A 13,815-nucleotide genomic window follows, 5' to 3' on the forward strand; every position below is an offset into this window, starting at 1 on the left:
CTCAGCTTCCCGCGGCGCGACAGATCGCACCGAACTCATCTGCATTCAGGGAAGCTCCACCAATGAGCCCCCCATCGATATCCGGCATGCCGAACAGTTCGACCGCATTGGCCGCCTTCACGCTGCCGCCGTATAGAAGCCGCACACCTCGTGCGACTTCAGAATTTTCTGCCGCCAACTGCGCGCGGATGGCTGCATGCACATCCTGCGCCTGTTGCGGTGATGCAGTCAGCCCGGTACCAATGGCCCAGACCGGCTCGTAAGCGATTACTGCCTTTGCCAGCGCATCGACACCCAGCTCTTCGATGATGCTACCCAGCTGACGCCCGACAACTTCCAGCGTCTTTCCGGCTTCGCGCTGCTCGAGGGTTTCCCCTACACACAACACCGGAATCAGACCGCACGCCTGGGCCGCTGCAAACTTGCGATTGAGAACACCGTCCTGCTCACCCATGATCAGGCGACGTTCGGAGTGCCCAACCAGTACCAGGGAACAACCTGCATCCACCAACTGACTTGGCGAAACTTCGCCGGTCAAGGCACCTTGCATGGCTTCCACCGCAGAATTCTGCGCGCCGACTGTAATCGACTTGCCTTTCAAGCCATCAATCACTTGATTGATATACAAGCAAGGCGGGAATACCGCGACATCAACACCGCTCGGCAAGGCCAAATGACGAAGGCCATTGATCAGCTCAGCGACGCTGGCGCGGGTACCGTGCATTTTCCAGTTACCAGCTACCATAGGGCGACGCATGCTGTACCTCGTCGGTCAAAGTGGGCGCAGATGTTACCCAACCGCATCAACACTGGCAAGCCGAAATCAGGCGCAAACTTCAGTAACCAGTTTTGCCAGCTCATCGGCATAGCCGCGAACCAGTGCTTCATCATCGCCTTCAACCATCACGCGAACCAGCGGCTCGGTACCGGACTTGCGCAAAAGCACCCGCCCACGACCAGCCATATCCCTTGTAACACGGGCGCAAGCCTCTTTCACGAGAGCATGCTCGACCGGATTTACACCGCCCGAAAAGCGCACGTTGACCAGGACCTGAGGACACTTGCGCAACGCCTGACGGGACTGGGCAAGCGTCTCCTTGCGACCTTTCAAGGCCATCAATACCTGTAGCGCAGCAATGATCGCGTCGCCGGTAGTGGTGTGCTGGAAGCAGACGATATGGCCAGAGTTCTCGCCACCCACCTGCCAGTTGCGCTCCAGCAGGTCCGCAATCACATAACGGTCACCCACATTGGCACGCACGAATGGAATACCCAGGTCAGCCAGAGCCAGCTCCAACCCCAGGTTACTCATCAGAGTGCCCACGACGCCGCCCTGCAACTTGTTACGCCCCTGCAAATCACGAGCGATGATAAACAGCAACTCGTCGCCGTCGACTACCGCGCCCGTATGATCGACCATCAACACCCGATCGCCATCGCCATCGAAGGCAATGCCGAGGTCGGCATGCTCAGCGAGCACCGCCGCCTGCAGTTGCCCCATATGGGTCGAACCGCAGTTTTCATTGATGTTCAGACCGTCAGGCTGAGCGGAAAGCACGGTGACCTGCGCCCCCAACTCACGAAAGACACTCGGGGCTACTTTGTAGGTAGCGCCGTGCGCACAATCGAGAACGATCTTGAGACCGGAAAAACTGGTGCCGGTCGGAACACTGCTTTTGCAGAATTCGATATAACGACCTGACGCATCATTGATTCGCGAAACCTTGCCGATCTTGCTCGACTCGACCACCGTCATTGGCGCATCGAGCAACTCTTCGATCATCAGCTCGATTTCGTCCGGCAGCTTGGTGCCCTGCCCGGAGAAGAATTTGATGCCATTGTCGTCATGCGGATTGTGCGAAGCACTGATAACAATGCCCGCTTCGGCCTGGAAGGTGCGAGTCAGGTAGGCGATAGCCGGCGTCGGCATCGGCCCCAACAACATCACATCAGCACCCGCTGCAGACAACCCGGCCTCAAGGGCAGACTCGAACATGTAGCCAGAGATCCGCGTATCCTTGCCCACAAGCACTTTACAGGCGCCCATGCTACGGAACGCCATGCCCGCAGCCCAGCCGAGCTTGAGCATGAAATCCGGAGTAATAGGAAACTCGCCGACCCGACCGCGAATGCCGTCGGTGCCAAAATATTTTTTAGTCATAAGTACTCCATCATTCTTATTCGGCCGATTCTACTGCCGTGATCATCCGTACTACATCTACTGTCTCGGCCACGTCGTGCACGCGCAAAATCCGCGCGCCCTTGACCATGGCCAACGCTGCGAGAGCCAGACCGCCATACAGCCGCTCCCCAACTGGACGGTTCAACGCCAGCCCTATCATGCTCTTTCGCGAAACCCCGACCAGCAGGGGTCGCCCCAAGGCATGCAGAGCCTCCATATGCTTGAATAGACTCAAATTGTGCTGCAGGCTTTTCGCGAAACCGAAGCCCGGATCAAGAATGATCTGCTCGGGAGAGATACCCACCGCCGCGCATTGAGCCATACGCTCGACCAGAAACTCGCTGACCTCGTCTGTCACATTTCGATACCGGGGATTGTCCTGCATATCACCGGGCTCGCCGAGCATATGCATGAGACACACCGGCAGACCTGTGGCCGCCGCCGCATCGAGCGCTCCATCGCGTCGCAATGAGCGCACATCGTTGATCAGACCCGCGCCCAGTCGCGCAGTTTCACGCATGACCGCCGGCGTCGAGGTATCGACCGAGATGATCACATCCAGTTCGCGATGGATCCGCTCGACGATGGGTGCCACGCGCTCAAGCTCTTCGATCGGCGAAACCACCCGCGCGCCTGGCCGGGTCGATTCGCCACCGACATCAATCAGCATCGCACCTGCCGCAACCATCGCTTCAGCATGGCGCAAGGCCGCATCGAGCTGGCTGAAGCGGCCGCCATCGGAAAAGGAGTCGGGAGTGACATTGAGAATGCCCATCACGTGCGTGCGGGCCAAATCAAGAACCCGGTTGCCGCAAGGCAACCGGGTCGAGGACTGTACAGAAGTCATTTCAAACCTTAGACATCAGCAGCCGGACCACCGATCGGGGTTTCCGGGCGTTCGCCCTGCACCACCGGAGGAGTTCCCGAAGTACCGGTGCCACCCGACCAATCGCGAGGCTCACGTGGAGTACGACCCGCCATGATGTCGTCGATCTGCTCGGCATCGATGGTCTCGTACTTCATCAAGGCATCTGCCATGGCGTCGAGTTTGTCGCGGTTATCGGTAAGAATCTGCTTGGCCGTACCGTAGCACTGGTCAATGATGCTGCGCACTTCAGAGTCGATCAGCTTCGCGGTTTCGCCCGAGAAACTGGCGTGCTGGCTGCCGCCGCGACCCAGGAACACTTCGCCTTCTTCTTCGGCGTACATCAGCGGACCGAGTTTTTCCGACAGACCCCATTTGGTCACCATGTTCCGCGCAATCTGGCTGGCGCGCATGATGTCGTTGGAGGCACCCGTGGTGACACCGTCGAAGCCCAGGGTCATCTCTTCAGCGATACGGCCACCGTACAGCGAGCAGATCTGGCTGATCAATGCACGCTTGGACAGGCTGTAACGATCTTCTTCCGGCAAGAACATGGTGACACCCAGCGCACGACCGCGAGGGATGATCGAAACCTTGTAGACCGGATCATGCTCAGGCACAACGCGACCGACGATAGCGTGACCCGCTTCGTGGTAGGCAGTGTTCTGCTTCTCTTTCTCGGACATGACCATGGATTTGCGCTCTGCGCCCATCATGATCTTGTCCTTGGCCAGTTCGAACTCTTTCATCTCGACGACGCGCTTGCCTGTACGAGCAGCAAACAACGAAGCCTCGTTCACCAGGTTGGCCAGGTCGGCACCGGAGAAGCCAGGAGTACCACGGGCAATGACCGCAGGAGCGACGTCATCACCCATCGGCACTTTACGCATGTGAACTTTCAGAATCTGTTCGCGACCACGAATGTCCGGCAAACCCACCACCACCTGACGGTCGAAACGGCCTGGACGCAGCAATGCCGGGTCAAGCACGTCAGGACGGTTCGTTGCGGCGATGACGATGATGCCGTCATTCATCTCGAAACCATCCATCTCTACCAGCAATTGGTTGAGAGTCTGTTCACGCTCATCGTGACCACCCCCCATACCGGCGCCACGGTGACGACCGACGGCGTCGATTTCGTCGATGAAGATGATGCATGGAGCGTGTTTCTTGGCCTGTTCGAACATATCGCGAACACGACTGGCACCGACACCGACGAACATTTCGACGAAATCGGAACCGGAAATGGTGAAGAACGGCACCTTGGCTTCGCCAGCAATGGCTTTGGCTATCAAGGTTTTACCGGTACCCGGAGGACCGACCATCAGCACGCCGCGAGGAATACGGCCACCAAGACGCTGGAACTTGCCCGGATCGCGCAGGAACTCGACCAGCTCGCCAACCTCTTCCTTGGCCTCGTCGCAACCGGCCACGTCACCCAGAGTGGTTTTCACCTGATCTTCGGATAGCAGGCGCGCCTTGCTCTTGCCGAAACTCATCGGTCCGCCCTTACCGCCGCCACCACCCTGCATCTGCCGCATGAAGAACATGAACACGGCGATGATCACCAGGATCGGAAAGCTTGCAACCAGAAGCTGGGTCCAGATGCTTTGCTGTTCAGGCTGCTTGCCTTCGACGACTACGTGGTTATCCACCAGATCGCCGATCAGGCCATTGTCCTGAATCGCCGGACGAATGGTCTTGAAGCTGTCGCCATCGTTGCGCTTGCCGGTAATCACATAGCCATCTACAGCTACGCGCTCGACCTTGCCATCCTTCACTTGCTGGATGAAGTCGGAATAGTTGAGGGTCTGCGGCTCGTTAGGGCTGGAGAAGTTGTTCATCACCGTCACCAGGACAGCCGCGATGATCAACCACAGGATCAGATTCTTTGCCATATCGTTCAATTAACTACCCTCTGAAGCAAGCTCCGCTACTGGCGCGCGCTTCGCATGATATTCACCGGCCTAACTTACTACATTACCTACGACTCTGGCAGGCGCCGTCTGTAACCCTTTGTGAAACACTTTCTACACAATATTCGTTAATGCTCACGCGGCGAAATACGAAAAACCTATCACCCCGGTCGAAAAACCTTTTATTCCTCACTGCGACCACGGAAACCGCGGCCCAACAGGTACTGCTCACGGGAACGGTCGCGCGACGATTTCGGCTTGCGCGTCGTGACCTTCTCGAACTGCTTGCGAACGCTCTTGTGGTATTCGTCGAAGCCTTCACCCTGGAAGACCTTGATCAAAAAATCACCACCCGGCTTCAACACCCGAGTCGCAAGATCCAGTGCCAACTCGCACAGGAACATTGATCGCGGCATATCAACAGACGCCAATCCACTCATATTGGGGGCCATATCGGAAATCACAAGGTCCACCTCATTTTTTCCGACAGCTTCGAGAATTTGCGCCAGTACGGCGTCCTCGGTGAAGTCGCCCTGAATGAAGGTCACATCCGGGATGCTGTCCATTTCCAGAATGTCGGAAGCGATCAGCGTGCCTTGCCCACCAATCAGACGACTGGTCACCTGGGACCAGCCACCCGGGGCCGCACCCAGGTCGATCACGCTCATGCCTGGACGGATCAAACGGTCTCTTTCCTGGATCTCCAGCAGCTTGTAGCTGGCACGGGAGCGGTACCCGTCTTTTTGCGCCATTTTGACGAATGGATCATTGAAATGCTCTTGCAGCCATTTAAGACTTGTCTTGGAACGGGCCACGGGCCACCTCAAAAATAAACTCAAAAACAAACGGGTCGTGATTAACCGGGCGGTCCCGGACTCGCTCGGGTAAACTGGCCGCCGCTTTTTACAAGATCAGACACAGGGGTCAGATTATGCCGCTCACTCAAGAGCAGAAGAAACAGTACAAATCCATTGGCCACCATCTGAAACCAGTTTTGACTGTGGCTGACAACGGTTTGACTGAAGGTGTGTTAGCCGAACTCGAACGCGCTTTGAGCGATCACGAGCTGATCAAGATCAAGCTCAACATCCTCGAACGCGAATCCCGCCTGGGAGCCATTGCCGAGCTGTGCAAGGCTGGCAAAGCGGATCTGGTGCAAGTCATCGGCAAAATGGCGTTGATTTATCGCAAGAACTTCAGCGCCAACAAGCAACTGTCGAACGTTCACCGCTTCAAGTGATATCAAGGGTCAAGGGTGTGCTTCGCGCACCCTGCCGCTCCATCCCGGTACGGGTTGCAATGCCAGCACAAGGCCGGAAAAACCTAAAACAAGATAGCTGAACAACTGCCAGCGAAGCGCTTCCGGCAAGCCGACGCGCACCGCGAAATACATCCCGCACGCATACAACGCCATCAGCAGCAGTTGCCCACGAATATCCAGCCACAGACTCGCCAGCCCTTCGGCCTGTATCAGCACCAGAACCTGCAGAATCCCGCACGCGGCTGCAAACCCTACCAGCAACGCACCTAGCATGTTTCCGATTTCTGCGATCAGCAGCGGCGCCAGACCAATTCGATCCAGCACCGGCAGCAGACCGATATGCAGCAACCACACGCCTCCGACCCACAGCATCTGGGTCAGCTGCCAGAGCATGGCGCCCGCACGCAGCGGGCGCCTTCTTTCAGACGTGACGAACTTCGACAATCTCGTACTCGATGACGCCGCCAGGCGTTTTAACCGCAACCACATCACCCTCTTCCTTGGCAATCAAGGCACGAGCCAGAGGCGAACCGACCGAAATCTTGCCCAACTTGAAGTCAGCCTCGTCCTCACCAACGATGTGATAGGTCACGCTCTCGTCGGTTTCGACATTGGCGATTTCGACGGTGGTGCCGAAAATCACTTTGCCGGTATGAGGAATGCTCGTGACGTCGATGATCACCGCATTCTGCATGCGACCTTCGATATCACGGATCCGCGCCTCGACCATGCCCTGCTGTTCGCGGGCCGCATGGTATTCGGCGTTTTCCTTCAAGTCGCCCAGCTCGCGGGCCGTACCGATGTCCTGGCTAAGCTTCGGGCGGACGACCTTGGTCAGGTGAGCGTGCTCTTCTTCCAGGGCTTTGGCGCCCTGGACGGTCATTGGGTATTTGATCATGCCTTCAATCCTGCGTGTAGATCCTGCAAGCGGCGCACGGTCTTCTCGGGACCGAACTTGAGCGCTTCACAGATGGCTTCGCCAGCAGCAATGGTGGTAGTGCAGTAGATTTTGTGCTGCAAGGCGTTGCGACGAATGGAATAGGAATCAGCGATCGACTGACGACCTTCGGTGGTGTTGATGATCAGCGTGACTTCGTCATTCTTGATCATGTCGACCACGTGCGGACGACCTTCGGTCACCTTGTTCACACGGCGCACTTTCAGGCCTGCGGCCTCAATCAGCTTGGCAGTACCGGCGGTCGCGACCACTTCAAAGCCCAAGTTGATCAGATCACGGGCCACGCCTGCAACCAGCGGTTTGTCATCGTCGCGCACGCTGATGAATGCAGTACCGCCAGTCGGCAGTACTTCGCTAGCACCCATCTGGGCCTTGGCGAACGCTTCACCGAAGGTGTCGCCAACGCCCATCACTTCACCGGTGGACTTCATCTCCGGGCCGAGAATCGGGTCAACACCAGGGAATTTGGCGAATGGGAACACCGCCTCTTTCACGCTGTAGAAGTTCGGGATGATTTCTTTGGTGAAGCCGATTTCCTTCAGGGTTTTACCGGCCATGACGCGAGCCGCGATCATCGCCAGGGAAACACCGATGCACTTCGATACGAACGGCACGGTACGCGATGCGCGCGGGTTGACTTCGATGACGTAGATGTCTTCGCCTTGCAGCGCCAACTGCACGTTCATCAAGCCGACAACGCCGAGTTCGAGGGCCATTTTCTTGACCTGCTCGCGCATTTCGTCCTGGATGTGAGCCGGCAACGAGTATGGCGGCAGCGAGCAAGCGGAGTCACCGGAGTGCACGCCAGCCTGTTCGATGTGCTGCATGATTGCGCCGATCACCACGTCAGTGCCGTCGCAAACTGCGTCGACATCCATCTCGATGGCGCAGTTGAGGAAGTGATCCAGCAGCACCGGGCTGTCGTTGGACACTTGCACCGCTTCACGCAGATAGCGCTTGAGCTCTTCTTCTTCGTAGACGATTTCCATCGCCCGACCGCCCAGTACGTAGGACGGACGCACCACCAGCGGGTAACCGATCTTGCCGGCAGCGCGAATGGCTTCGTCTTCGCTGCGAACGGTAGCGTTCGGCGGCTGACGCAGATTCAGACGCTCGACCATTTGCTGGAAGCGCTCACGGTCTTCGGCACGGTCGATGGCGTCAGGGCTGGTACCGATGATCGGCACGCCGGCTTCTTCCAAAGCGCGGGCCAGTTTCAGCGGAGTCTGGCCGCCGTACTGAACGATCACACCTTTAGGCTTCTCGACACGGACGATTTCCAGCACGTCTTCCAGGGTTACCGGTTCGAAGTACAGGCGATCCGAGGTGTCGTAGTCGGTCGATACGGTTTCCGGGTTGCAGTTGACCATGATGGTCTCGTACCCGTCTTCGCGCAGCGCGAGCGCCGCGTGAACGCAGCAGTAGTCGAACTCGATGCCTTGGCCGATGCGGTTCGGACCGCCACCCAGGATCATGATCTTGTCGCGCGTCGAAGGGTTGGCCTCGCACTCTTCCTCGTAGGTCGAATACATGTAAGCGGTGTCGGTCGCGAACTCGGCGGCGCAGGTGTCGACACGCTTGTAGACCGGATAGACCTCAAGCTTGTGACGGTGGCGACGCAGGGCCTTCTCGGTCACGCCCAGCAGCTTGGCCAGACGCGCATCGGAGAAGCCTTTGCGCTTGAGGCGGTACATCACGTCACGGTCGATGGTGGCCAGACCGAGGGTCTTGACCCGCTCTTCTTCCTTCACCAGATCTTCGATCTGTACCAGGAACCATGGATCGATCATGTTCATGCCGAAGATATCTTCGACAGTCATGCCGGCACGGAAAGCATCCGCGACGTACCAGATACGCTCGGCGCCCGGCACAGTCAGTTCGCGCTTGAGCACGCCCATGCTTTCCGGGTTGCTCAGGTCGAGTTTCGGGTCAAGACCGGATACGCCTACTTCCAGGCCACGCAGAGCTTTCTGCAGGGATTCCTGGAAGGTCCGGCCGATGGCCATGACTTCGCCGACCGACTTCATTTGCGTGGTCAGACGAGCGTCAGCCTTAGGGAATTTCTCGAAGGCGAAACGTGGCAGCTTGGTCACGACGTAGTCGATGGACGGCTCGAAAGAGGCCGGGGTCTTGCCGCCGGTGATCTCGTTCTGCAGTTCGTCGAGGGTATAACCGATCGCCAGTTTGGCTGCGACCCGGGCAATCGGGAAGCCAGTGGCCTTGGAGGCCAGCGCCGAGGAGCGCGATACCCGCGGGTTCATCTCGATCACGACCATGCGACCGGTGTCCGGGCAAATACCAAACTGCACGTTCGAACCGCCGGTTTCCACGCCGATCTCACGCAGCACCGCCAGGGAGGCGTTACGCAGGATCTGGTATTCCTTGTCGGTCAGGGTCTGAGCCGGTGCAACAGTGATCGAGTCACCGGTGTGCACGCCCATCGGGTCGAAGTTTTCGATGGAGCAGACGATGATGCAGTTGTCCTTCTTATCGCGGACAACCTCCATTTCGTATTCTTTCCAGCCGATCAGCGATTCGTCGATCAACAGTTCTTTGGTCGGCGACAGGTCCAGGCCACGGGCGCAGATCTCTTCGAATTCTTCGCGGTTGTAAGCGATACCGCCACCAGTGCCGCCCATGGTGAAGGACGGACGGATGATGCACGGGAAGCCGAGCTTCTCGAGAACCGCGTTGGCCTCTTCCATGCTGTGGGCGATACCGGAACGCGGGCACGCCAGGCCGATGGATTTCATCGCCTTGTCGAAACGCGAACGGTCTTCCGCCTTGTCGATGGTGTCGGCGTTGGCGCCGATCATTTCCACACCGAATTTCTCCAGAACGCCTTCGCGCTCCAGGTCCAGGGCGCAGTTCAGAGCGGTCTGGCCACCCATGGTCGGCAGCAGCGCGTCAGGACGCTCCTTTTCGATGATCTTGGCAACCGTCTGCCACTTGATCGGCTCGATGTAGGTGGCGTCGGCCATGTCCGGGTCGGTCATGATGGTCGCCGGGTTGGAGTTCACCAGGATGACGCGGTAACCCTCTTCGCGCAGGGCTTTGCAGGCCTGGGCGCCGGAGTAGTCGAATTCACAGGCCTGGCCGATAACGATCGGGCCAGCGCCGAGAATCAGGATGCTTTTTATGTCTGTACGTTTTGGCATTAGTTGTCACTCAAATCCGCAGGTCAGTCGGCAAGCCGTCTTGTTCAATCTCTGAAGCCTTGAGGGGGCCACCGGTTTCGGGACCGCCCTCAGGCTTCGCCACATCAGGGCGAGCGATTAGCGTCGCTTGGCCATTTCGTTGATGAAGCGATCAAACAGTGGCGCTACGTCGTTCGGGCCAGGGCTGGCTTCAGGGTGACCCTGGAAGCTGAAGGCGCTCTTGTCGGTACGCTCGATGCCTTGCAGGGTGCCGTCGAACAGCGATTTGTGGATCGCCCGAACGTTGCCTGGCAGGGTCGCTTCGTCTACCGCAAAACCGTGGTTCTGGCTGGTGATCATCACAACGCCGGAGTCCAGATCCTGAACCGGGTGGTTGGCACCGTGGTGGCCATGACCCATTTTCAGGGTCTTGGCGCCGGAGGCAAGGGCCAGCAACTGGTGGCCGAGGCAGATGCCGAATACCGGAATCTCGGTCTCCAGAACGTCCTTGATCGCCTGGATCGCGTAGTCGCAAGGCTCCGGATCACCAGGGCCGTTGGACAGGAACACGCCATCCGGCTTGAGGGCCAGGACTTCGCTGGCCGGGGTTTGCGCCGGCACCACGGTCAGGCGGCAACCGCGCTCGACCAGCATGCGCAGGATATTCACCTTGACGCCGTAGTCGTAGGCGACCACGTGGTAGGGCAACTCGCTGGCGTCGATAGTCGCGTGGCTGTCGGTTTTCAGATCCCAGACAGTGGAGCGCCACTCGTACTGCTCTTTGGTGCTGACGACTTTCGCCAGATCCATGCCTTTGAGGCCAGGGAAGCCGCGCGCAGCAGCGATAGCCGCTTCGTCGGAAATATTGTCGCCGGCCATGATGCAGCCGTTCTGCGCACCTTTCTCACGCAGGATGCGTGTCAGGCGGCGAGTGTCGATACCGGCGATCGCCACAACATTGTTGGCTTTCAGGTAATCGGACAGGGACATCGTATTACGCCAGTTGCTCGCAACCAGCGGCAGGTCGCGAATGACCAGACCGGCCGACCAGACGCGGTCAGACTCGGCATCTTCCGGCGTGGTACCGGTGTTGCCGATGTGCGGATAGGTCAGGGTAACGATCTGCTGGGCATAGGAAGGATCGGTAAGGATTTCCTGATAGCCGGTCATTGCGGTGTTGAACACCACCTCACCAACGGTTTGACCGTCGGCTCCAATGGCGTCGCCGCGAAAAATGCTGCCATCAGCAAGGGCGAGTATGGCTGGCTTAGTCAAGAAGACCTCCCGTAAATAAAGCCTGAAAGGGCGATCGCAGGTTGCAAAAAAGCGGAATGACGTATAGACACGTCACCCCGCTTCTTCGTCGAATTATCTGCGCGCTTTTAGTGGACACACTAAAGCTGTAGCTTACAGAAAAAGGCTTTTTTGGTCTACCGCTAATGAGCCCTAAAGGCAGAGGAATGCGACAGAACATCGCTTAGCGGGATAAAACAGGGCTCAAGCACTGGCCCGAACCCTGTTTTGGATGCATCTCAACGCAGATCAAGCACATCCTGCATATCATACAGGCCGGCTTCACGACCCTCCAGCCACAACGCAGCACGTACCGCGCCCTTGGCGAACGTCATGCGACTGGAAGCCTTGTGAGTGATCTCGACGCGCTCGCCATCAGCAGCGAACAACACCGTGTGATCACCGACAATATCGCCAGCACGAATAGTGGCGAAACCGATGGTCTGCCGATCACGCGCGCCGGTCTGGCCTTCACGACCGTAAACCGCCACTTCCTTGAGATCACGCCCCAAGGCATCGGCAATCACTTCGCCCATGCGTATCGCAGTACCGGACGGGGCATCGACCTTATGCCGGTGATGCGCCTCGGTGATTTCGATATCGACGTCATCACCCAGCACCCGCGCCGCGGTATCGAGCAACTTCAGGCAAAGATTGACGCCAACACTGAAGTTGGCGGCAAAGACGATCGGAATGTCTTTGCCCGCCTCTGCCAGCAACTGCTTCTCTTCGACACTGAAACCGGTGGTGCCGATGATCATGGCCTTGCCTGCCTTGCGGCAGAACGCCAGGTTCTTCAGGGTCACCGTCGGATGAGTGAAGTCGATCAGCACGTCGAACTCATCCGCCACCCTGGCCAGATCACCCGACAACGGCACACCGATACGACCCAGCGCAACCAGCTCACCGGCATCGACGCCAAGCAGCGTGCTGTCAGGACGATGCACCGCCGCCGTCAGATCCGCACCCGGCGTCTGCTGCACGGCTTCGATCAACGCCTTGCCCATGCGCCCTGCAGCGCCCATCACAGCTATACGCATACCTAACCTCCTACAAGTCACCGAAGAAGCGCTTCACGCCTTCGAACCAGCCGGTGGTTTTCGGCGAATGCTTATCGTCGTCCGCCAGGGAGCTGCGAAGCTCTTCGAGCAATTCACGCTGACGACGCCCCAGATTGACCGGAGTCTCGACCGCAACACGACACATCAAGTCGCCGGCACCACCGCCACGAACCGGTGCAACACCCTTGCCGCGAACCCGGAATTGCTTGCCGGTTTGCGTACCTTCAGGAATCTTCAGCTTGACCCGACCATCGAGCGTCGGGATTTCCAGTTCGCCGCCCAGAGCCGCGTCAACGAAGCTGATTGGCACTTCGCAGAACAGGTGCTTGCCGTCGCGCTGGAAGATCGCATGCTCGCGCACATTGATCACTACGTACAGGTCACCAGTCGGCCCACCCTGAGCACCCGCCTCGCCTTCGCCGGACAGGCGAATACGGTCGCCCGTATCAACACCAGCCGGCACTTTTACCGACAGGGTCTTGGATTCTTCGACTCGCCCCTGGCCGTGGCAGGAGTCGCACGGATCGGCAATGACCTTGCCTTGACCATGGCAACGCGGGCAGGTTTGCTGCACCGCGAAGAAACCTTGCTGCATCCGCACCTGACCAATACCACCGCAGGTCGGGCAAGTGATCGGCGAGGAGCCCTTCTTGGCGCCGGAACCATCGCAAGGCTTGCAGTTGACCAGAGTCGGAACACGGATATTCACGGTCGTACCGCGCACCGCTTCTTCGAGGTTCAGCTCCAGCGTGTAACGCAGATCGCTACCGCGCTGAGCGCCGCCACGAGAACCACCGCGACCGCCACCGAAGAAATCGCTGAAGACATCACCAAAGATGTCCGAGAAATTCTGACCGCCAAAACCGGCACCGCCGCCGCCCATGCTTGGGTCGACGCCTGCATGACCATACTGGTCGTAAGCCGCGCGCTTGCTGGAATCGGACAGCACTTCATAGGCCTCGTTGGCCTCTTTGAACATATCTTCCGACGCTTTGTCATCGGGATTACGGTCCGGGTGATGCTTCATCGCCAGACGACGGTAAGCCTTCTTCAGCTCCGTCTCGCTGGAGCCGCGCTCCACACCCAACACTTCGTAATAGTCACGCTTTGCCATAAGTCTTTGCACTCTTAAGGACGTTCGG

General features: G+C 58.3%; 12 protein-coding genes. 1 reads left to right on the forward strand and 11 read right to left on the reverse strand.

Going from position 1 to position 13,815, the window contains the following annotated elements; translation table 11 throughout:
* Position 1 precedes the first annotated feature (1 nt).
* The 5 genes from tpiA to rlmE all read right to left on the reverse strand — a co-directional run bounded on the left by tpiA (position 2) and on the right by rlmE (position 5,778).
* The gene (gene tpiA / locus AC3I0A_RS23225; protein ID WP_489374914.1) at positions 2–757 is read right to left on the reverse strand and encodes a triose-phosphate isomerase; all 756 of its coding nucleotides are present in this window, start codon (positions 755–757) and stop codon (positions 2–4) included.
* Between the two features lie 66 nt (positions 758–823).
* Complete coding sequence (gene glmM / locus AC3I0A_RS23230; protein ID WP_489374915.1) at positions 824–2,161, reverse strand: phosphoglucosamine mutase; 1,338 nt, start codon at positions 2,159–2,161, stop codon at positions 824–826.
* A 16-nt stretch (positions 2,162–2,177) separates the two neighbouring features.
* The gene (gene folP / locus AC3I0A_RS23235) at positions 2,178–3,029 is read right to left on the reverse strand and encodes a dihydropteroate synthase (RefSeq protein WP_489374916.1); all 852 of its coding nucleotides are present in this window, start codon (positions 3,027–3,029) and stop codon (positions 2,178–2,180) included.
* A gap of 8 nt (positions 3,030–3,037) precedes the next feature.
* Entirely contained in the window at positions 3,038–4,945 is a 1,908-nt protein-coding gene (gene ftsH / locus AC3I0A_RS23240) for an ATP-dependent zinc metalloprotease FtsH (RefSeq protein WP_489374917.1), read from the reverse strand.
* Positions 4,946–5,145: 200 nt separating this feature from the next.
* Positions 5,146–5,778: a 23S rRNA (uridine(2552)-2'-O)-methyltransferase RlmE gene (gene rlmE / locus AC3I0A_RS23245; RefSeq protein WP_003177853.1), complete on the reverse strand. Its 633-nt coding sequence runs from the start codon at positions 5,776–5,778 to the stop codon at positions 5,146–5,148.
* A 116-nt stretch (positions 5,779–5,894) separates the two neighbouring features.
* On the opposite strand from rlmE, the gene AC3I0A_RS23250 reads away from it, so the two are divergent.
* The gene (locus tag AC3I0A_RS23250; protein WP_489374918.1) at positions 5,895–6,203 is read left to right on the forward strand and encodes a YhbY family RNA-binding protein; all 309 of its coding nucleotides are present in this window, start codon (positions 5,895–5,897) and stop codon (positions 6,201–6,203) included.
* 9 nt (positions 6,204–6,212) lie between these two features.
* Here AC3I0A_RS23250 and AC3I0A_RS23255 read toward each other — a convergent pair whose 3' ends face one another.
* From AC3I0A_RS23255 to dnaJ, 6 genes are all read right to left on the reverse strand, one after another.
* Positions 6,213–6,617, reverse strand: coding sequence for an MFS transporter (locus tag AC3I0A_RS23255; protein WP_489378582.1), 405 nt, complete (start codon positions 6,615–6,617; stop codon positions 6,213–6,215).
* Between the two features lie 28 nt (positions 6,618–6,645).
* The gene (gene greA / locus AC3I0A_RS23260; RefSeq protein ID WP_489374919.1) at positions 6,646–7,122 is read right to left on the reverse strand and encodes a transcription elongation factor GreA; all 477 of its coding nucleotides are present in this window, start codon (positions 7,120–7,122) and stop codon (positions 6,646–6,648) included.
* A complete protein-coding gene (gene carB / locus AC3I0A_RS23265) occupies positions 7,119–10,340 on the reverse strand; it encodes a carbamoyl-phosphate synthase large subunit (protein WP_489374920.1) in 3,222 nt (1,073 codons plus the stop codon). Before carB ends, greA begins: the two co-directional genes overlap by 4 nt.
* A gap of 117 nt (positions 10,341–10,457) precedes the next feature.
* Positions 10,458–11,594, reverse strand: a complete 1,137-nt coding sequence (gene carA, locus AC3I0A_RS23270) for a glutamine-hydrolyzing carbamoyl-phosphate synthase small subunit (RefSeq protein ID WP_489374921.1) — start codon at positions 11,592–11,594, stop codon at positions 10,458–10,460.
* Positions 11,595–11,851: 257 nt separating this feature from the next.
* Positions 11,852–12,652, reverse strand: coding sequence for a 4-hydroxy-tetrahydrodipicolinate reductase (dapB, locus tag AC3I0A_RS23275; protein WP_489374922.1), 801 nt, complete (start codon positions 12,650–12,652; stop codon positions 11,852–11,854).
* Between the two features lie 10 nt (positions 12,653–12,662).
* The gene (gene dnaJ / locus AC3I0A_RS23280; RefSeq protein WP_489374923.1) at positions 12,663–13,787 is read right to left on the reverse strand and encodes a molecular chaperone DnaJ; all 1,125 of its coding nucleotides are present in this window, start codon (positions 13,785–13,787) and stop codon (positions 12,663–12,665) included.
* Positions 13,788–13,815: the final 28 nt, after the last annotated feature.

Source organism: Pseudomonas sp. KH_024_B2 (genome assembly GCF_057839965.1).